Annotated in this window: 18 protein-coding genes and 1 tRNA gene; 3 read left to right on the top strand and 16 right to left on the bottom strand. The window is 71.7% G+C overall.

The features are described from left to right. Positions 1–12: 12 nt before the first annotated feature. The 14 genes from IF09_RS0105500 to IF09_RS0105570 all read right to left on the bottom strand — a co-directional run bounded on the left by IF09_RS0105500 (position 13) and on the right by IF09_RS0105570 (position 14,118). Positions 13–1,662: a long-chain fatty acid--CoA ligase gene (locus IF09_RS0105500; protein WP_030292454.1), complete on the bottom strand. Its 1,650-nt coding sequence runs from the start codon at positions 1,660–1,662 to the stop codon at positions 13–15. Positions 1,663–1,921: 259 nt separating this feature from the next. Then, positions 1,922–2,455, bottom strand: coding sequence for a SigE family RNA polymerase sigma factor (locus IF09_RS0105505; protein ID WP_030292456.1), 534 nt, complete (start codon positions 2,453–2,455; stop codon positions 1,922–1,924). Positions 2,456–2,625: 170 nt separating this feature from the next. Further along, entirely contained in the window at positions 2,626–3,792 is a 1,167-nt protein-coding gene (locus IF09_RS0105510; RefSeq protein WP_030292457.1) for a lipid-transfer protein, read from the bottom strand. Continuing rightward, entirely contained in the window at positions 3,789–4,172 is a 384-nt protein-coding gene (locus tag IF09_RS0105515; protein ID WP_030292459.1) for a MaoC family dehydratase, read from the bottom strand. The genes IF09_RS0105510 and IF09_RS0105515 overlap by 4 nt, the downstream gene beginning before the upstream one ends. Continuing rightward, positions 4,169–5,218: an acyl-CoA dehydrogenase family protein gene (locus IF09_RS0105520; RefSeq protein ID WP_030292461.1), complete on the bottom strand. Its 1,050-nt coding sequence runs from the start codon at positions 5,216–5,218 to the stop codon at positions 4,169–4,171. Before IF09_RS0105520 ends, IF09_RS0105515 begins: the two co-directional genes overlap by 4 nt. Further along, positions 5,218–6,165 carry a bifunctional MaoC family dehydratase N-terminal/OB-fold nucleic acid binding domain-containing protein gene (locus tag IF09_RS0105525; protein WP_030292463.1) on the bottom strand — a complete coding sequence of 316 codons (948 nt, stop codon included), beginning with the start codon at positions 6,163–6,165 and terminating at the stop codon, positions 5,218–5,220. Before IF09_RS0105525 ends, IF09_RS0105520 begins: the two co-directional genes overlap by 1 nt. Continuing rightward, positions 6,162–7,313: an acyl-CoA dehydrogenase family protein gene (locus IF09_RS0105530; protein WP_030292465.1), complete on the bottom strand. Its 1,152-nt coding sequence runs from the start codon at positions 7,311–7,313 to the stop codon at positions 6,162–6,164. Before IF09_RS0105530 ends, IF09_RS0105525 begins: the two co-directional genes overlap by 4 nt. A gap of 587 nt (positions 7,314–7,900) precedes the next feature. After that, entirely contained in the window at positions 7,901–8,263 is a 363-nt protein-coding gene (locus tag IF09_RS0105540; protein WP_199920404.1) for a DUF6344 domain-containing protein, read from the bottom strand. A gap of 265 nt (positions 8,264–8,528) precedes the next feature. Beyond that, positions 8,529–8,615, bottom strand: a tRNA-Ser gene (locus IF09_RS0105545). A 39-nt stretch (positions 8,616–8,654) separates the two neighbouring features. After that, positions 8,655–9,626 carry a trypsin-like serine peptidase gene (locus tag IF09_RS0105550; RefSeq protein ID WP_030292470.1) on the bottom strand — a complete coding sequence of 324 codons (972 nt, stop codon included), beginning with the start codon at positions 9,624–9,626 and terminating at the stop codon, positions 8,655–8,657. Between the two features lie 181 nt (positions 9,627–9,807). Next, complete coding sequence (locus tag IF09_RS0105555) at positions 9,808–10,866, bottom strand: YeiH family protein (RefSeq protein ID WP_030292472.1); 1,059 nt, start codon at positions 10,864–10,866, stop codon at positions 9,808–9,810. Then, positions 10,866–11,420, bottom strand: coding sequence for a cysteine dioxygenase family protein (locus tag IF09_RS0105560; RefSeq protein WP_030292474.1), 555 nt, complete (start codon positions 11,418–11,420; stop codon positions 10,866–10,868). Before IF09_RS0105560 ends, IF09_RS0105555 begins: the two co-directional genes overlap by 1 nt. Positions 11,421–11,520: 100 nt before the next feature. Beyond that, the gene (locus IF09_RS0105565) at positions 11,521–12,426 is read right to left on the bottom strand and encodes a LysR family transcriptional regulator (protein ID WP_030292477.1); all 906 of its coding nucleotides are present in this window, start codon (positions 12,424–12,426) and stop codon (positions 11,521–11,523) included. Between the two features lie 120 nt (positions 12,427–12,546). Beyond that, a complete protein-coding gene (locus IF09_RS0105570; RefSeq protein WP_030292479.1) occupies positions 12,547–14,118 on the bottom strand; it encodes a S1C family serine protease in 1,572 nt (523 codons plus the stop codon). 236 nt (positions 14,119–14,354) lie between these two features. On the opposite strand from IF09_RS0105570, the gene IF09_RS0105575 reads away from it, so the two are divergent. The 3 genes from IF09_RS0105575 to IF09_RS0105585 all read left to right on the top strand — a co-directional run bounded on the left by IF09_RS0105575 (position 14,355) and on the right by IF09_RS0105585 (position 16,993). After that, positions 14,355–15,140, top strand: coding sequence for a glycerophosphodiester phosphodiesterase (locus tag IF09_RS0105575; protein ID WP_199920407.1), 786 nt, complete (start codon positions 14,355–14,357; stop codon positions 15,138–15,140). A gap of 85 nt (positions 15,141–15,225) precedes the next feature. Next, positions 15,226–15,828: an ATP-binding protein gene (locus tag IF09_RS0105580; RefSeq protein WP_078613062.1), complete on the top strand. Its 603-nt coding sequence runs from the start codon at positions 15,226–15,228 to the stop codon at positions 15,826–15,828. Positions 15,829–16,018: 190 nt separating this feature from the next. Then, on the top strand, positions 16,019–16,993 hold the full coding sequence (locus IF09_RS0105585) for a DUF5926 family protein (protein ID WP_030292485.1): 975 nt from the start codon (positions 16,019–16,021) through the stop codon (positions 16,991–16,993). 181 nt (positions 16,994–17,174) lie between these two features. Here the strand turns inward: IF09_RS0105585 and IF09_RS0105590 are convergent, their stop codons facing one another. Both IF09_RS0105590 and IF09_RS0105595 read right to left on the bottom strand, forming a co-directional pair. Further along, positions 17,175–17,768 carry a hypothetical protein gene (locus tag IF09_RS0105590; RefSeq protein ID WP_030292487.1) on the bottom strand — a complete coding sequence of 198 codons (594 nt, stop codon included), beginning with the start codon at positions 17,766–17,768 and terminating at the stop codon, positions 17,175–17,177. A gap of 90 nt (positions 17,769–17,858) precedes the next feature. Continuing rightward, positions 17,859–18,557 (bottom strand): bifunctional DNA primase/polymerase, encoded by a 699-nt coding sequence (locus IF09_RS0105595; protein ID WP_030292488.1) that lies wholly within the window; start codon positions 18,555–18,557, stop codon positions 17,859–17,861. Between the last annotated feature and the right edge of the window lie 119 nt (positions 18,558–18,676).

An 18,676-nucleotide genomic window follows, 5' to 3' on the forward strand; every position in this document is an offset into this window, starting at 1 on the left:
CCGCGGGTCGGTTCAGTCGAGCTTGGTGACGTCCAGCTCGCCGTCCGCGTACTGCTTGCGTATGACCTTCTTGTCGAACTTGCCGACGCTGGTCTTCGGCACGGCCGCGACGATCGCCCAGCGCTCGGGCAGCTGCCACTTGGCGATGGACTGGCCGAGGAAGACGCGCAGCCCCGCGTAGTCCACGGTCGCGCCCTCCTTGAGGACGACGGTGGCCAGCGGTCGCTCGCCCCACTTGTCGTCCGGAACGGCGACGACCGCCGCCTCGGCGACCTCGGGGTGCGCCATCAGCGCGTTCTCGAGCTCGACGCTGGAGATCCACTCGCCGCCGGACTTGATGACGTCCTTGGCGCGGTCGGTCAGCGTGAGGTACCCGTCGGGGCTGATCACGCCGACGTCGCCGGTCTTGAGCCAGCCGTCCGCGCTGAACTTGTCCTCGGGGCGCAGCGGTTCGCCGGAGGCGCCGCCGTAGTAGGCGCCCGCGATCCAGGTGCCGCGCACCTCGAGCTCGCCCGCCGACTCGCCGTCCCAGGGCAGAATGTCGCCCCCGGGGCCCACCAGGCGCGGCTCGACGCCCGCCGGGAAGCGGCCCTGGGTGACCCGGTACGGCCACTCCTCCTCGGTGCTCAGCCCGGCCGGCGGGTGTGCCATGGTGCCGAGCGGGGAGGTCTCGGTCATGCCCCAGGCGTGGCAGAGGCGGACGCCGAGCTTGTCATAGGCCTCCATCAGGGAGGGCGGACAGGCCGCGCCGCCGATGGTGACCTGCTTCATGGAGGTGAGGTCGCGCGGGTTGGCGGTGACCTCGGCGAGCAGGCCCTGCCAGATGGTGGGGACGGCCGCAGCGTGCGAGGGCTTCTCCCGTTCGATCATCTCGGCGAGCGGGGCGGGCTGAAGGAACCGGTCCGGCATCAGCATGTTGATGCCGGTCATGAAGGTGGCATGGGGCAGGCCCCAGGCGTTCACGTGGAACTGCGGGACGACGACGAGGCTGGTGTCCTTGTCGGTCAGGCCCATCGACTCGGTCATGTTGACCTGCATGGAGTGCAGGTAGATCGAGCGGTGGGAGTAGATGACGCCCTTGGGGTCGCCGGTGGTGCCGGAGGTGTAGCACATGGCGGCTGCCTGGCGCTCGTCCAGCTCCGGCCAGTCGTAGCTGTCGGGGCGGCCTGCGAGGAGCTCCTCGTACTCGTGGACGCGTACGTCCAGCCCGTCGAGCGCGGAGCGGTCGCCGATGCCGGCGACCACGACGTGCTCGATGGTGGGCAGGTGCGGCAGCAGCGGTGCGAGCAGCGGCAGCAGGGTTCCGTTGACCAGGACGACCCGGTCGGCCGCATGGTTGACGATGAAGACCAGCTGCTCGGGAGGCAGTCGCAGGTTGAGGGTGTGGAGGACGGCGCCCATGGAGGGGATCGCGAAGTACGCCTCGACGTGCTCCGCGTTGTTCCACATCAGGGTGGCCACCCGGTCGTCCTGCTGGACGCCCAGCTCGTCGCGCAGGGCGTTGGCGAGGCGGGTGGCGCGGGTACCGATCTCGGCGAAGCTGCGGCGGTGCGGCTCGGCCTCCCCGGTCCAGGTCGTGACCTGGGATTTACCGTGGATCGTCATCCCGTGCTGGAGTATGCGGGTGACGAGGAGCGGTACGTCCTGCATGGTGCTCAGCAAAGCGTCCTCCCGGTGGGCGCTGCGGCGCTGCGGCGGCTACGGATGCCGTCGATTCTGCGCACGTACCGGTCGGCATGTCACTACCCGGGGGTACGAACGCAGCAAGTAATCGCTGTTCGGGTCCTTGCGTTGGCATCGTGCACAGGCTGGGGGCGGGCTCGCGGTGCATCACACACAGGGCGGGCCGCCATGACCGTTTCACGTGAAACATCAAGGGCTGTTTCACGTGAAACGTGGGCCGGTTCAGACGTCGGCCGGTTCAGCGGACCGGAGTGAGCTCCGGGTCGTCGCGGAGCTTGACCAGCGCGCGCGAGACGGCGCTCTTGACCGTGCCGATCGACACCCCGAGCAGCTCGGCGGTCTGTGCCTCGCTCAGGTCCTCGTAGTAGCGCAGGACGACCATCGCGCGCTGCCGATCGGGCAGCCGGGTCACCGCGCGCCACATCGCGTCGCGCAGCGCCTGCGCCTCGGCGGGGTCGGATGCCGGCGTGTCCTCGGTCTCCGGGAGCTCGTCGCAGGCGAACTCGTCGACCTTGCGCTTGCGCCACTGGGAGGTACGGGTGTTGACCAGGGCCCGCCGGACGTATCCGTCGAGGGCGCGGTGGTCCTCGATACGGTCCCAGGCGACGTACGTCTTGGCGAGGGCCGTCTGCAGCAGGTCCTCGGCATCGCACGGGTTGGCGGTGAGCGAGCGTGCGGTGCGCATCAGGACCGTGCCGCGGGTCCGGACGTACGCCGAGAACGACGGGTACGGCGTCGGGTTCGAGGCGAGCGTGCACACAGGCGTGGTCATGGCTCCACGCTAGAAGCGCGGCCCCGGCCTGGGATCGGCCGCAAGTGCCGAAGCCGGATCCATCTCAGGTTGTAGGGGTGGGGCTCACCCCACCTCCTGAAGGTGGAGGAGGCGGGGTGCGCCCCGGGCGCCCCGGGCGCCGGCCCGGGGGCCGGCCCGAGTGTCCGGCCTCAGCCGTCGGCGCCGAGGATCAGCCCGGACGTCGGGACCCCCGTACCGGCCGTGACCAGGGCACGGGCGGCTCCGGCCACTTGGTTGACCGATGTGCCGCGCAGCTGGCGGACGGCCTCGGCGATGCCGTTCATGCCGTGCAGGTACGCCTCCCCGAGCTGTCCGCCGTGGGTGTTGAGCGGCAGGGCGTCCGCAGCCACGAAGTCGGCGGCCTCGCCGGGCTTGCAGAAGCCGAACTCCTCCAGCTGCATCAGGACGAAGGGGGTGAAGTGGTCGTAGAGGATGCCGACGTCGATGTCCGCGGGCCGCAGCCCGCTGGTCCGCCACAGCTGCCGGGCGACCACGTCCATCTCCGGCAGCCCGGTGAGCTCGTCGCGGTAGAAGGAGGTCATGCCTTCCTGGCGGCGGCCGGCGCCCTGCGCGGCCGCGGTGATCACGGCGGGGGCATGCCGCAGGTCCCGGGCCCGCTCGGTGCTGGTGACGATCACCGCCTGGCCGCCGTCGGTCTCCTGGCAGCAGTCCAGCAGCCGCAGCGGCTCGACGATCCAGCGCGAGGCCGCGTGGTCGGCGAGGGTGATGGGCTTGCCGTGGAAGTACGCGGCGGGGTTGTTCGCGGCGTGCCGCCGGTCGGTGACGGCGACATGGCCGAAGGCCTCGGGGGTCAGGTTGTAGCTGTGGAGATAGCGCTGGGCGGTCATGGCCACCCACGAGGCCGGAGTGAGCAGCCCCCAGGGCAGCGACCAGCCGAGCGCGGCGCCCTCCGCAGAGGGCTCGCGCTGCTGCACGCCGGAGCCGAAGCGGCGGCCGGAGCGCTCGTTGAAGGCGCGGTAGCAGACCACGACCTCCGCGACCCCGGTGGCGACGGCGAGGGCGGCCTGCTGGACAGTGGCGCAGGCGGCGCCGCCGCCGTAGTGGATGCGGGAGAAGAAAGAGAGGTCCCCGATGCCGGCGGCCTGGGCCACGGTGATCTCGGGGCTGGTGTCCATGGTGAAGGTGACCATGCCGTCGACGTCGGCGGGGGTCAGCCCGGCGTCGTCCAGGGCGGCGTGCACGGCCTCCACGGCGAGCCGCAGCTCACTGCGGCCGGAGTTCTTGGAGAACTCGGTCGCGCCGATGCCGGCGATGGCGGCGCGCCCGCCGAGAGTGTCACGGTGCCGGACGCTCATGCCGCCACCTCCGCGGTGACCGTGCCGGTGACGTGGTGGCCGATGCCGTTGGCCCCGACGACCCGGATCTCCACGGTGTTCCCGTCCACGGCGGCCACGGTGCCGGTCAGGACCATGGTGTCGCCGGGGTAGTTGGGGGCGCCGAGGCGGATGGCCACCTTGCGCAGGACGGCGCCCGGTCCGAGGCGGTCGGTGATGTACCGGCCGACCAGGCCGTTGGTGGTCAGGATGTTCATGAAGATGTCCGGGGAGCCCTTCTCGCGCGCGAGCGGGGCGTCGTGGTGCACGTCCTGGTAGTCGCGGGAGGCGATCGCCCCCGCCACGATCAGCGTGCGGGTCACCGGGATCTCCAGCGGCGCCAGTGTGTCGCCGACGTTCATGCGTGGCCCCCGTCGGGTGCGGCGTCGTCGGACAGGAGCGCGCCCAGTTCGGCCAGCAGCTCGCTGCCGCAGCCCAGGTACGCGTCCAGCTGGCGCCCCCAGAGGAAGTGCCGGTGGACGGGATGGTCCAGGTCGGCGCCCATGCCGCCGTGCAGGTGCTGGCCCGCGTGCACGACCCGCTTGCCCGCCTCCGAGGCCCACCAGGCCGCGGTCAGGGCGTGCTCGCGGGCCGGTAGCCCCTCGTCGGCCCGCCAGGCGGCCTCGTACGCGGTGACCCGGATCGCCTCCGTGTCCATGTACGCATCGGCCGCGCGCAGCATCACGCCCTGGTTCGTGGAGAGCGGCCGGCCGAACTGCTCGCGGGTGGAGGTGTACTCGACCGCGCGGGCCAGGGAACCCGCGCACACACCCGCCTGCAGCCCGGCGAAGGCGGTGCGGGCCGTGGCCAGGACCTCCTCGTAGGCCCCGCCGTCCCCCAGCCGTTCCGCCTCGGCCCGGGCCAGGGTGAGCCGCCCCGACGACCAAGGGGCCGTGGTCTCCACGTCAGCGGTCTCCACGCCGGGCGCGTCCGCCCGTACGAGCCACAGCGCCCGGTCGGCGTCCGGGACCAGCACGTGCGTGGCATCGCGCAGCCAGGGCACGACGGGGGCGGTACCGGTCAGCCGGCCGTCCGGCGAGGCGGTGATGCGGCCGCGGGCCGGGAAGGCGCCGGTGGCGACCGCCTCGCCCGAACCCAGGGCCGGCAGCAGCCGGGCGCGCTGTGCGGCGCTGCCGTGCGCCGCGACGGGCAGGATCCCGTACACGCAGGTGGCGGCGTACGGGACCTGCGCGGTGGTGCGGCCCTGCTCCTCCAGCAGCAGCACCAGGCCGAGCAGGCCGACGTCCTCCACGGCGGCGGTCAGCCCGGCGGCGGTGAGCGCCTTCCACAGTTCGGCGTCGCTGCCGGTGCCGGCGGCGGCGAGGCGTTCGTGGGTGGCGAGGTCGCGGAAGATCCGGGCGGCGAGTCCGGCCGCCGCTGCCTGCTCCTCGGTGGGATGGAAGTCCATCAGCCCTCGCTCCCTCGGAAGACCGGCAGTTCCAGGTCCTCGTCGACGCGCAGGAACTCCAGCTGCACGGGCAGCCCGATGCGCACCTTGTCGTACGGGACGCCGGTGATGTTGCTGACCATCCGGACGCCCTCGGCGAGTTCGACGAGGGCGACCGCGTACGGAGGGTCGAACGCGGGGAAGGGCGGGTGGTGCATGACGACGTAGCTGAACACCGTGCCGGCGCCGGATGCCTCGACGGTGTCCCAGTCCAGGCTCGCGCAGGCGTTGCAGCCGGGCAGCCAGGGGAAGCGGAGGGTCGCGCAGGAGGTGCAGCGCTGGATCAGCAGCTTGTGGTCCGCGACGCCGTCCCAGAACCCCTGGTTGTCGCGGTTGACCACGGGGCGGGGGCGCCGGGCCGCGGGCTTCTTCCCGCGGGGGGCGGCGGGCGCGTACTTGAGGATCCGGAAGCGGTGGGTCCCGGCGGGTTCGCCGTCCGCCCGCACGTCCATGCGGGTGGTCACGAAGTGGCCGGTGCCCAGCTTGGTCGTCTTGCGCGGGGACACCGACTCGATGACGGCGTCGTAGGTGATCGTGTCGCCGGGGCGCAGCGGACGCAGGTACTCCTGCTCGCAGTCGGTGGCCACCACGGAGGTGCAGCCCGCGTCGTCGAGCAGCCCGAGGAGCTCGTCGTAGGCGGAGGAGCGGTCGCCGTGGCCGGAGAGCCCGCCCATCGTCCAGGCCTGGAGCATGGTGGGCGGGGCGATGGCGTGCGGGCCGGTGTAGGCGGGGTCGGTGTCGCCCATCGCCTCGCACCAGTGCCGGATCATGGGCAGGTTGACCGGGTCCTTGCCCTGGCCCGCGGTGGCTGCGGGCTGCCCCTCGAAGGCCTTGAGCAACGTGTGGAACCGGGCGGCCTCCTCGGCGCCCGCCCCCGCATCCGCTGCCCGGTCCGCCGTGGCGGTCATCGCTTCCTCCCCTTCATGCCGAGCCGCATCATGGCGACGATCTCCCGCTGTACCTCGCTCACCCCGCCGCCGAACGTGTTGATCTGGGCGGCCCGGTTCATCCGCTCGAGCTCGCCGCCGGCGAAGGCCTCAGGCCCCCGTACGAGCGCCTCCTCACCCACCACCTCCTGGCACATCCGGTACACCTCGACGGTGGACTCGGTGCCGAGGAACTTCACGCCGCTGGCGTCGCCGGGGGCCAGGGCGCCGCTGCCCACGTCCTGGACGAGACGCCAGTTGAGGAGGCGTACGGCGGCCAGCCGGGCATGTGCCTCGGCGAGCCGGAACTGCACCCAGGGCCGGTCGGCAGGACGTTCGCCGGTGACCGGATCGGGGGTGCGGGCGTGGCGGAGCGCGCCCGCATAGAAGTCCTCCGCCTGCATGCCGATGGCGGCGAGGGCCACGCGCTCGTGGTTGAGCTGGTTGGTGATCAGCCCCCAGCCGCCGTGCTCGGGGCCGACGAGGTTGCCGGCCGGCACGCGGAGGGCGTCGTAGTACGTGGACGTGGTCGTGAGACCGCCGACCGTGTCGATCGGAGTCCACGCGAAGCCCGGGGCGTCGGTGGGCACCAGGATGATCGAGATGCCCTTGTGCTTGGGGGCGTCGGGATCGGTGCGGCAGGCGAGCCAGATCCAGTCCGCGTTCTGGGCGTTGGAGGTGAAGATCTTCTGCCCGTCGACGACCCAATCGGCTCCGTCGCGTACGGCGCGGGTCCGCAGCGAGGCGAGGTCCGTGCCGGCTCCGGGCTCCGAGTAGCCGATGGCGAAGACCGTCTCGCCTCGGAGGATCCGGGGCAGGAAGTAGTCCTTCTGCTCCGGGGTCCCGTACTTCATCAGGGTCGGGCCGACGGTGTTGAGCGTGACCATGGAGACGGGGGCGCCGGCCCGGTAGGCCTCGTCGAAGAAGACGAACTGCTCGTCGGGACCGCACCCTTGGCCGCCGTACTCGACGGGCCAGCCGAGGCCGAGCAGTCCGTCGGCGCCGATGCGGCGCAGCAGTGCACGCTGGGCGGCGGGGTCCTCGGGAGCCCCCTGCGGCAGCAGATCGTGGAAGTACTCCCGCAGTTCGGCGCGGAGCCGCAACTGGCCTTCGGTCGGGGCGAGGTGCACGGCGCTGGCCTCCCGGCATCACATCATCGAGTGAACCTGACTGTCCGTCAGATTCACTGCCGATGTCAAGGTCGCGAGAGCCCGGAAGGAACCCCACGGCAGTTGGCCGGCCGCCTCGGTCTTCCGTGTGGTGACGACGTCGCGAGACCAGAGTTGCCCACCGAATCCCCGGCGAACCGCCCCGCAGCCCCAGGTCAGCGCCTCGGAGCGGGTTGAAACCGCCGCCATGTATGAGCCGAAACGTTCCCTCAAACTCATGTGCGCCGGACATGCCGAAAAGCCGAAAAGGGCCGCGCCGTCCGGGAACCCCACCGTCTCCCGGGCCTGCGGCCCTGCAATGCCAAGCTTCACGCCCCCTGCACGCTCCCGGCACCCGCCGGGGCCATCCCACCGCGCCCCGCTCCGGGGCACATCTCCGGCGCGATCCGCGGTCGCGACCTGGCGACCGGGCTCCAGCGCCTGCTGGTGTTGGTGTTGCTGCCGTTACTGCTGCCGACTCCGTGCTGCTCACTGCGCAGCGCATCTTGCCGGTCGGGTACGGATACTGCATGCCGCGTTTCGTGCGCGGCGCCTTCTCCGTACGGGCGCTACGCGACCAGCCCGAGCTCTTCGCGACCGGCTCCTGAGGTCCCTCCGACGAGCGACGCGGCGGTGGTCGAGCGTCGGACCGACGGGGCCTTGCCGTGCGCCTCGGCACGGATCCGCTGCTTGATGGTCGGCGGGAGCGATCCGCCCCGCATCATCGCCCGCCAGCTCCGTCGCCCCATCGGCCGCGCCGGCCGGCGTACGGCGGCGGCCGCACGGCGGGAGGGAGCAGGGGCGGGGGCTGCGGTTCCGTCGGAGACCGCGGCCGGGGCGGCCTTGGCCCCGAACCCGAGGGAGGCGAGGAGCGCCACGAGAGCGGCGACCACTGCGGTCCAGATCGACGTGACGGTGATGCGCTGAGCCATGACGGGGTCCTTCGTTTCGCGATGTTCCGACGGGCGGATCTGCATACAGTCGTCATGATGTGTGCGCAACCGCAGCGTTCCCACCACGCGCGCCGATCTTCCGACAAACACCACTCAAAGGGCCTAGCGCCTTCCGCGGCGGCACGACCCCCCTTACGGCCCGCGCCCCTGGGCAGAAGGCCGGCACGGTAAGACCGGCTCCATGACGAAGGGGCGCTCCTCGTGAGGAGCGCCCCTTCGTGCCCGCGGCTACGCAGGCCTGGTGCGGTGGGTGTGGGATTTGAACCCACGGTGACATCGCTGCCACGACGGTTTTCAAGACCGTTCCCTTAGGCCGCTCGGGCAACCCACCTGGCCGGTACAGAGTACCGGCAGGTGGGGGGCGGCTGGGTCAGGAATTCTGGGCCTTGTCGTAGGCCGCCTTCGCTTCGTTGCCGAAGTAGGGGCCGTACATCCGGTTGGGCAGGAAGGTGTAGCCGAAGCTGTTCACCGAGACCTGGGTGCCGAGGCCCGTGGACTCGTCGAAGTCCTGGAACCAGGGGCCACCGCTGGAGCCGCCGGTCATGTTGCAGCCCAGGCCGTGGTCCTTGGTCAGCAGGAAGTCCTTGCCGGAGTTCCCGCTGCAATAGACCAGCTTGGTGCCGTCGTAGGGCGCCGCCGCCGGGAACCCGAACGAGTACATCTTCTTGTTGTAGCCGCCGTTGAACAGGATCCCCTGGGCACCGACGACCTGGCTCAGCTTCTGGCCGTTCAGCGGGGCGACGACGGCGAGGCCGACGTCCATGTTCATGTCCTCGCTGGCGGCCCACTGGTCGGTGGCGAAGGTCTTGGTGGCCGACCACTGGCCGTAGGGCGCGTTCCCGTTGTTGTACGCGGGGACGAAGATCCAGTTGGTGTGCCAGGCGCCCTGGTACTTCACGCAGTGGCCGGCGGTGATGACCGTGCTCCCGTTGGCGCTGGTGATCGAGTCACCGGAGCAGGATGCGGTCCGGTCTCCGAAGGTGAAGAAGACCCGGCCCGAGGTCTTTACCACCGCACCGCCACCCGTCCACGCGCCGCCCGCCTGCGGGAACGCCGTCGGGGAGGCCGCCACGGAGGAGGTCACGGAGGACGGCGCCGTCGGAGCGATCGCCGTGGGCCGGTCCGAGGCCGCGGCCGGCGCCCGCCCGGCGCCGGGCGCTGCCGTCACGTCCAGCGGGGTGGCGCTGCGCATCCGCTCGGCGGTCCAGAAACCCTGGCTGTGCTGCTGCCTGAACGAGGCAGGGGCGTCGGCGGCGGCCGAGGGGGTGGCCGCCGTCAGCGCCCCCGCGATCAGGGCGCCCGCCGCCATGAGGACCGATGCTGCCGTGCGATGACGATTCACGCAGGACTCCTTCTGCCGTGCCCGGTCCCGTCGGAGCGGGCAGGGTGGGGGTGAAGAGCTGTCGGTGCGGATCGGCCGCAGAGTCGCACGCGCGGCACGAGAAGTCAGGAGACAGTCGGAACGTTCGGTCGGTTCCGGCCAGGAATTGGCCAACTCCCGCCGATGGAACATCTCCTGCGGGTCATGCCGTGAGCAGCACTCCCGCGTACGAGACACCGGCCACCACGACCCAGGCTCCGAGCCCCAGGACCGCAGCCCGTCCGCCGGTCTTGGCCAGCCGGGGGAGGTCCACCGCGCTGCCCAGCCCGAACAGGGCCGCCGCCAGCAGCAGTTCCTGCGCGGTGTGCGCCCACTCCAGCGCCGCGTCGGGCAGCAACCCGGTGGCGCGCAGCGCGGCCGCTGCCAGGAACCCGGCCACGAACAGCGGCACTGGCGCCGGGCGGCGGCCCGAGGGCGTGCGCACACCCTGTCGGCGCGCCCGTACGGAGAAGGCCACGGCGGCCACCAGCGGGGCCAGCAGGGCCACCCGCATCAGCTTGACCAGGACGGCCTCGCCGAGCGCTCCCGGGCCCGCCGACTGGGCGGTGGCGACCACTTGGCCGACGTCGTGGACGCTCGCGCCGACCCAGCGCCCGAAGGCGGGGTCCGAGAGCCCCAACGGGCTCTGGAGGAGCGGGAGGACCGCGATGGCCAGCGTCCCGCACAGGGTCACCAGCGCCACCGAGGCGGCCACGTCCTCCTCGTCGCTGCCTGATACCTGACTCACCGCGCCGATCGCCGAGGCCCCGCAGATCGAGTACCCGGTGGCGATCAGCAGCGGCTGGTCGCCGGGGAGCCCGAGCTTGCGACCCAGCCAGAGCGTGCCGAAGAAGGTGGCGGCAACCACCGCGGCCACCATCGCCACCGTGGCCCAGCCCAGCCGGAGCACCTGGTCCAGGCCCAGGCCGAGACCCAGCAGGACGATGCCGATCCGCATCAGCCGCCGCCCGGCCAGCGACAGTCCTGGGCGGGCTGCTCCGCGTACGACCTCGCGTATGCCCGGGACATGGGCCACCGCGATGCCGAGCACCACCGACGCGGTCAGCATGGGTACGTCGGGCACCAGCCGGTGTACGCACCACGCCACCAGTACGCCCACGGCCGCCAGCGCCAACCCCGGCCAGGACGGTGATGTTTCACGTGAAACACGCCCGGCGCGTGCCGTCTCCGCCCCCCGTACCGGGCGGTTCAGCAGCGCCATCAGTCGGTGGGGAGCGTATAGACGCGGCGGACGCTGCTGCCCAGCCGGATGACATCGGCTCCGTAGACGTGAAGGGATATCGCCTTGGTCCCGCAGGAGTTGCGGACCTTGTGGATATCGCCGGGCGGGGCGAATCCGCAGACCTCACCGGGACCGTTGACCACGTGCTCGGTCGCCACCAGCCGGGCGCTGGACTCTCCGGCGGCAGGGACCAGCCGGTAGCGGAGCTCGCTCTCCTCGCCCTCGTGCACCCCGGCCACGCCCCAGGAGACGTGGTCGTGGATGGCGGTCTCCTGACCGGGCAGCCACACCAGTGCGACCACCGAGAAGCTGCCGTCCGGCTCCGCGTGCAGCACGTGCTGCCGGTACCGGTCGGGGTATCCCTCCCGCTGCTCGGGAGTGAGCAGGTCGGCCGTGCCCAGGTGCGGGGCGACGCGCTCGCCGACGAGGTAGGCGGTCACGTCCGGGGCCAGCCCCAGGTCCACGACCGTACGGATCTCACTGACGAGGGCGGCCATCCTCGCGGTCGTACGGGCCGGCGTAGTGGTGGTCATACGAGCAGCGTCGAGCAGCCTGTCCCATCACGTCCAACGACAGTTCTCACCTGAAATCCCAAGCAGCACTTATGGGTTCGGGGGAGGAGCAGCCGGGCGGTCAGCAGCCGACGCGGTTCGAGGCAGCCTGCCTCAGCGCGTCGAGGACCACGGAGGTCGCCGGGATCCGCAGATGGTCGCGGTAGACGTGAGCGGCGATGTGCCGGCGCGCGGCGGGCTGCAGCGGCCGGCCGCACACCTTGCTCAGGGAGAGGGAGGGCAGCACCAGCGCGGGCATCATCGCCACGCCGAGCCCCTGCCCGACCATGCTCTGCACCACCAGGTTGTCGTCCGTGGCGAACCGGATGTCAGGCACGAAGCCCAGCTCGGCGCACTCGTGCAGCAGGTTCGCCCGGCAGCGCGGACAGCCGGCGATCCACCGTTCCTCCGCGAGGTCGGCCAGGTGTACGGCCCGCCGCCGGGCCAGCGGATGCCCGGTCGGGAGCAGCACCGTCAGCTGGTCCTCCATGAGTCTGACCTCGGCGACCTCCTCCGGAATCTCCTCGTGTAGCCCGGGATAGGTGAAGGCGAGGGTGATGTCGCACTCCCCGCGCTCCAGCCGGCGCAGCGACTCGGGGGGCTCCCCCTCGAGAAGCTCGACCTGGATGCCGGGATGCTCCTTGGCCAGGCCGCTCAGGGCCTCCGGCACGAGGGTGACGTTGGCGCTGGGGAAGCCGCAGAGCCGCACCCGCCCGGTGCGCAGGCGGGCGTACGCCTTGAGCTGGGCCTCTGCGGCGGAGAGACTGCCGAGGATGGACTCGGCGTGCCGGGCCATGGACTCCCCGGCCTCGGTGAGCTGCATCTTGCGGCCGACCCTGGTGAACAGCGGGGTGCCGACGGCACGTTCGAGCGCCTTCATCTGCTGGGTGACAGCAGGCTGGGTGTACCCGAGGACGCGAGCGGCCGCCGAGTAGGACCCGTTGGTGACCACTTCGTGGAAAGTACGTATGTGCCGCGAATCGAACACGTGGGAAGCATAAGCGGACATTGGGAGGGGCCGTAGGCGTATTCGCGCCCCCGGCCCCTCGCCATCAGGCCAGCGGTCCCGACCGCTCCCCGTTCGCCGGGACCGGCCGTGGAGCCGTGGTTACTTGTCTCCGACCCTCGAGCCGAGGGTGATGTCGACGGTGTTCGGCTTCCCGTCGCGCAGGTAGGTCAGCTTCACGACGTCGCCGGGCTTGTGCGTCCAGATCTCACTGATGAGGGTCGGGCCGCTGTCGATCGGCTTGTCGCCGAACTGGGTGATGATGTCGCCGGGCTTGAGGCCGGCCTTGCCGGCCGGACCGTTGGGGTCGACCAGCTCGTTGGCGGGCGCGCCCTGCTCGGAGATCTTGGCGCCGTCGGTCTTGGCCTGGAGGTCCACGGAGACCGAGATGATCGGGTAGACCGGCTTGCCCGTCTTGATCAGCGACTCGGCGACGTTCTTCGCCTGGTTGATCGGGATGGCGAAGCCGAGACCGATCGAACCGGCCTGGCCGCCGCCGAAGCCGCCGTTGCCGGCCGACTGGATGGCGGAGTTGATGCCGATGACCGCACCACGCCCGTCGAGCAGCGGGCCGCCGGAGTTGCCGGGGTTGATCGAGGCGTCCGTCTGGAGTGCGCTCATGTACGAGCTCTTGCTGCCGGAGCCGTCGCCGGAGGCCACGGGTCGGTTCTTGGCGCTGACGATGCCGGTGGTGACCGTGTTGGACAGGCCGAAGGGGGCACCGATCGCGATGGTCGAGTCGCCGACCGCGACCTTGTCGGAGTCGCCGAGCGGAAGCGGCTTGAGCCCGGCCGGCGGGTTCTTCAGCTTGAGCACGGCCACGTCGTAGCCCTGGGCGCGGCCGACGACCTCCGCCTCGTACTTCTTGCCGTCGGAGAAGGTCGCGGCGAGCTTGCCGCCGTTCGCGGCGGAGGCCACGACGTGGTTGTTGGTGAGGATGTGGCCCTGCTGGTCGTAGACGAAGCCGGTGCCGGTGCCGCCCTCGCCGTCACCGGCCGAGGCCTCGATGGTGACGACGCTGGGCAGCGCGCCCGCGGCCAGGCCCGCGATGGAACCGGACTCCCGCTTGAGGTCCTTGGGGGTGTTGCCCGCGGTGATCGTGGTCGAGCCGAAGCCGTTGTCGTTGCGCTCGGCGGCCCAGTAGCCGATGCCGCCGCCGACACCGCCCGCGAGGAGGGCGGCCACGAGCACGGCGGCGACCAGGCCGCCCTTGCCCTTCGGCTTGGCGGGCGGCATGCCGCCGGGGGTGGGGGGCGCGCCCCAGGCGCCGCCGCCGTGGCCGCCCGAGCCGTACGCCGGGACGCTGGGCGGCGGGGGCGGCCAGCCCTCGGCGCCGTGCGCGGCCGGGCCCTGCGGCGCGGGGGCCTGGGCGTAGGCCGGTGCCGGGGCGGGGGTGGGCGGGAGCTGCTGGGTCGGCTCCGCGCCCGGCGCGGGCGTCGGCGGGAGCTGCTGGGTCACCGGCTCCGCGGCGGGCACGGCCGGCGCGGGGGCCTGCGCAGCAGCGGCCTGCTCGGGCGTCGGGGCAGGTGCCGTCGGGGCAGGTGCCGGGGCGCCCGCCGGGGCCCCGGCAGCCGGTGCGGGCGCAGACGTCTCGGGGGCGGGAGCTGCCACCGGGGGTGCCGACGGGGCCGCGGGGGGCGTCGGGGCCGCGGTGCCCTCGTTCTCGGTGCTCACAGCGCTCTTCTCCTCGTCACACACGGCTTCAGACAAACTGGCGGTTCGGCCCGACTGAACGTTCGACGTGCCGCACAAGTTCCTGGGAAAAGCCTTCCCCATGACCCGTCAGAGCACTGTAAGCCGGACCTGTGTATCTCCCCCATCCTTTATCTCCGACATTTCGGTCGCATCCGGAGGGCGGAGCCCGACACCGGGCGCATTCGCGGTGGCACCATGACCCGGTGACCCACGCAATGCCGCCCATCCAGGTCGTCGCCCACCGCGGCGCCTCGGAAGATGCCCCAGAGCACACCCTGGCCGCCTACCGCAAGGCCATCGAAGACGGCGCCGACGCCCTCGAGTGCGACGTCCGGCTCACCGCCGACGGCCATCTGGTCCTGGTCCACGACCGCCGGGTCAACCGCACGTCCAACGGCCGCGGCGCCGTCTCCGCCCTCGAGCTGGCCGACCTCGCCGCCCTCGACTTCGGCTCCTGGAAGGACCGCGAGGAGTCCCCCGACTGGGACGCCGACCCCGAGCGCACCTCCGTGCTCACCCTGGAGCGGCTGCTGGAGCTGATCTCCGATTCCCACCGGCCGGTGCAGCTCGCCATCGAGACGAAGCACCCGACCCGCTGGGCCGGACAGGTGGAGGAGCGCCTCCTCTTCCTCCTCAAGCGGTTCGGGCTGGACGCGCCGTCCGCCGAGGGCCCGCACCCCGTCCGCGTCATGAGCTTCTCCGCGCGCTCCCTGCACCGGGTGCGGGCGGCCGCGCCGACGGTGCCGACCGTGTACCTGATGCAGTTCATCTCGCCCCGGATGCGCGACGGGCGGCTGCCGGCCGGGGTGCGGATCGCCGGTCCGGGGATGCGCATCGTGCGCAGCCATCCCGGGTTCATCCGCAAGCTCCAGGCCGCGGGTCACTCCGTACACGTATGGACCGTAAACGAACCGGAAGACGTTCAGCTCTGCGCTGATCTGGGTGTAGAAGCGATCATTACGAACAGGCCGCGACAAGTTCTGTCACAGCTCGGGCGCTGACGTCCTCATTTGCCCACCCGTCCCGCACGTCGCTCGCGTGACAGGGTGTGCTCCGGCGCATCCGCTCCGCAATCGCTGGTCATGAATGCGTCAGAGGGCTCTGCTTGACCGGTTTCCGGTCCAGGCCACTGGGGCATCCAGACCATGGCGTGGGGCTAAGGAGGTTCCGGGGGTGGCGTTGGTGGTGGCACAGGAAGTGCCCACGTCGTCGTGCATGGACGTATGCCATGGTCCTGCGGGCGTGGGCGAGGCGAGACGCCGCATGCGTGAGCAATTGCGTATGAGCGGGGTGTCCGAATCGGTCATTGACGACGCCGTACTGATCCTTTCCGAACTGCTCAGCAACGCCTGCCGGCACGGCAGACCGCTGGGCGCCGGGGAGATCGGGGACGGGGAGATACGCGCCGCATGGCGCCTCGACAAGGCGGGGCGGCTGACGGTCGAGGTCACGGACGGGGGCGGTCCCACCCGCCCGGTTCCGGCCACGCCCTCGGTCACCGCGCGCGGCGGCCGGGGGCTGAACATCATCAGCGCCCTCGCCCAGGACTGGGGTGTCCGGGACGGAGCGGCAGGCGAGGTCACCGTATGGGTGACCGTTGCCTGTGGGCCCCGGCACGACGATTTCGCTACGCGCGTTGCGCCCCCGGCGATCGACTTCAGCACGGCCTTCGACGATCTCCATCCGTGACCGGATCCCGGCGCGGACCCGATCCGGATCCCCTACAGCAGCACCCGCACCACCGGCCATCCGAACGAGCGGCCGCCGGGAGCGCACGCCGACCGTGCTCCCGGCCGCATCCTCCCGGTTGCAGCGGTACGAACGGCTAGGCTCGCGCCCAGACACAACGCCGTACCGCCGCAACCGGGAGACACCCACGATGGCCAAGAAGCGCCCCGCAGCCAAGACTGCAAAGCCGCAGCTCAAGAACGGGGAGATCCCGGTGGTGGGCGCACGCGAGCCCTGCCCCTGCGGATCCGGGCGCCGCTACAAGGCCTGCCACGGAGCAGCCGCCGCGCACGCCGTCACCGAGCACGTCGCACGCCCCTTCGAGGGCCTGCCCGGCGAGTGCGACTGGGTCGCGCTGCGCGAGCTCGTGCCCGCGGCGACCATCCCGCTGACCCTCAAGGGCGGTCTGCCCGAGGGCGTCCCCTCCGTCACGCTGGTGACCGTACTGCCCATGGCCTGGCCGGCGCTGCGCCGCGAGGACGGGTCCGTCCTGCTCGGCCTGCAGAACGACTCGACCACCGGGGACCTCTCCCGGGACATGGCCGACACGCTGGAGCGCGCACTCGTCGCGGAACCGGGTACCCCCATTCCCGCTCGCCGCGTTCCCGCCGAGGGGCCGCGACTTCAGGATCTCCTGGACACGGACGGCGTTTTCGAGCCGGTTGTGCACAGCGGCTTCGAATTCTGGATTCCGGATGCGGAGAGCGCCCAGAGCGCCTCCCCGGAGATCACCGCCTCCCTCGAGCGCGCCAACGCCGCCGCCATCCCGACGGTCAAGCTGGCCGGCGTGGACGCGGCCTACTGGTGCGAGACCCCGGAGAAGAACCACCTGCGCTGGGTCATGCCGCACCCCGAGGAGAAGCTGCTCGACGCCCTCGCGCGGCTGCACGCCGCCGGCACCTCCTCGCTCGGCGAAGGCACCCGACTGGTCGGTTCCTTCCGGGCGCACGGCCTGATGGTCCCCGTCTGGGACCTGCCCACCGGTGTGACCGCCGACGACGTGGAGAAGCCTGCGGCTGAGTTCGCGGAGCGGCTGGCCACGGCCCTGGCCGCGGACGCCCCGCTGACCGCCGAGGAGCGCCGGGCCCGGGGCGGGCTCACGAACCGCCAGGTCACCCTCAGCTGACCGCCGAGGCTCCGCAGGACCGGTGACTGGGGTCACAACTCCCGCTAATCGCCTGCAAATCGGTGTCTGAATATCAGAGATCGAATTTGCGAACAGGCGATCTCTTGTTACCGTTCTTGTAGCCCGGTCGCTGGTGCATCCCCCGTCGCCAGCGACCGGGCCCTTCCATTTCCGCCGTCGCTCAACCGTCGGCCGGTGCCGGTGAGTTGCTCCCGGACCGCAGCAGCAGCCGCCCTTCATCATCCGGAACTGCAAACTCCGCAACGGCCGAGTAGGCGTCCGGCGCCCCCGCCGAGTCCTCCCTCGGCGTCTCGCACAGTCCCGGCTCGTCGCCCGCCCCGACCGCGCACCGGATCTGCACCGTGCGTCCCGCGGGCCCCATCACCGTCAGGACGGCGTCCAGTGCGCGCCCGCTGGTGTTGCGGTAGTAGCTCCGGCCCCAGGTCCGCCCCTCGCCCGCCAGGATGCAGGTCTGCGCCTCCACGCCCTGCGGTGAGGAGAGTTCGGGACCGCACCGGGAATCCGTACGGGGCTGCGCGGACGGACCCGGCTGCTGCGGCCCGGCCTGCGGCGGCGCGGCCTGCTGCGCGGACGGAGCGCCGGGCGCCGGCGTACGGGATCCGCGCGTCGGATCGGCCAGCCCGAGCGAGGAGAGCAACCCGCCGCCTTTTCCGTCGTCCTGACCGGCGAAATCCGGTCCGGCGATCGCTCCTGCCAGCGGGAGCGACAAGATGATCAGCACACCCGCGCTGATACCGATCAAGCGGAGATTCATTCGGCGAACATAGCGATGCGGGAAAGGGGCGCGGAGATCCCCGCGCCCAATTCCCTTGGAAACTCGTCGCGCTGACACCCGTACGAGTGATCAGTATGCGAGCCGGCTGCCGCCGCCGGAGGCCCCGGTGCTCGCCTCGACCAGTGCGTCCACGACGGCCTCGACCTCCGGCAGCCACAGGCCCCCGGCATCGGCCGGCTCGCGCTCCCACCGCACCTGCCCGCCGCCGGACGCGGCGGAGGGCGGGAGCAACAGGTAGCCGCCCTCACCGTGGAAGCGCAGCGCGGAGGGCACGTGGTCCTTGGCGTACAGGAGTTCGCCGAGCCGCTCCAGCGAGTACGGCGCGACCAGGAGCGACCACCGGGTGGGGGTGGCCACGATCGGACCCAGCCGCATCCCCTGCGCATCCAGCCGTACGACGGCCCGCGCGGCCGCGGCGGCCGGCAGGCTCACGGCGCACGGCGCGGACCCGCCGGTGGCCAGCAGCACGGGCGCGGTGGGCCGGTTGGTCCACCACCAGGCCACCATCCGGGGGTCGGTGGTGGCCGCCAGCAGCCCCGGGTCGAAGGGGTGGGCGCCGGGGACGACGCAGTCGGGATCGGGGCAGGCGCACCGGGTGCTGTCGGCGCCGGAGCGGCCGACGCCGGGCAGCACCGGCCACTGCCAGGCGGTGGCGCAGGTGAGCGCCGCGTCGAAGAGAGCCTGGTCACCGCTCTGCCCGGGGGCGGGGCGAAGGGATTTCAGGCGCTTGCGGAGCCGCTGGAGACGCCTTCCGAGGATCTCGCGCATGAGCGCTCGTTCCTTTCCGTTGAACGCCGAGGGCCACATCACACCATGTAACGGGTGTCTCACCACACGTACACGTTTCGCGTCACTGTCCGCCTGAAGCAGGTTCACACGGTTCGTGC

This window comes from Streptomyces katrae, from assembly GCF_000717655.1.
Taxonomy (GTDB): Bacteria; Actinomycetota; Actinomycetes; order Streptomycetales; family Streptomycetaceae; genus Streptomyces; species Streptomyces katrae_B.

Excerpts from the sequence above, each read along its gene's own strand:
- IF09_RS0105595 (WP_030292488.1), bottom strand. The coding sequence starts at position 18,557 with ATGCGCGAGATCCTCGGAAGGCGTCTCCAGCGGCTCCGCAAGCGCCTG.
- IF09_RS0105510 (WP_030292457.1), bottom strand. The coding sequence starts at position 3,792 with ATGAGCGTCCGGCACCGTGACACTCTCGGCGGGCGCGCCGCCATCGCC.
- IF09_RS0105575 (WP_199920407.1), top strand. The coding sequence starts at position 14,355 with ATGCCGCCCATCCAGGTCGTCGCCCACCGCGGCGCCTCGGAAGATGCC.
- IF09_RS0105560 (WP_030292474.1), bottom strand. The coding sequence starts at position 11,420 with ATGACCACCACTACGCCGGCCCGTACGACCGCGAGGATGGCCGCCCTC.
- IF09_RS0105555 (WP_030292472.1), bottom strand. The coding sequence starts at position 10,866 with ATGGCGCTGCTGAACCGCCCGGTACGGGGGGCGGAGACGGCACGCGCC.
- IF09_RS0105580 (WP_078613062.1), top strand. The coding sequence starts at position 15,226 with ATGCGTCAGAGGGCTCTGCTTGACCGGTTTCCGGTCCAGGCCACTGGG.
- IF09_RS0105590 (WP_030292487.1), bottom strand. The coding sequence starts at position 17,768 with ATGAATCTCCGCTTGATCGGTATCAGCGCGGGTGTGCTGATCATCTTG.
- IF09_RS0105515 (WP_030292459.1), bottom strand. The coding sequence starts at position 4,172 with ATGAACGTCGGCGACACACTGGCGCCGCTGGAGATCCCGGTGACCCGC.
- IF09_RS0105520 (WP_030292461.1), bottom strand. The coding sequence starts at position 5,218 with ATGGACTTCCATCCCACCGAGGAGCAGGCAGCGGCGGCCGGACTCGCC.
- IF09_RS0105525 (WP_030292463.1), bottom strand. The coding sequence starts at position 6,165 with ATGACCGCCACGGCGGACCGGGCAGCGGATGCGGGGGCGGGCGCCGAG.
- IF09_RS0105540 (WP_199920404.1), bottom strand. The coding sequence starts at position 8,263 with ATGGCTCAGCGCATCACCGTCACGTCGATCTGGACCGCAGTGGTCGCC.
- IF09_RS0105505 (WP_030292456.1), bottom strand. The coding sequence starts at position 2,455 with ATGACCACGCCTGTGTGCACGCTCGCCTCGAACCCGACGCCGTACCCG.
- IF09_RS0105585 (WP_030292485.1), top strand. The coding sequence starts at position 16,019 with ATGGCCAAGAAGCGCCCCGCAGCCAAGACTGCAAAGCCGCAGCTCAAG.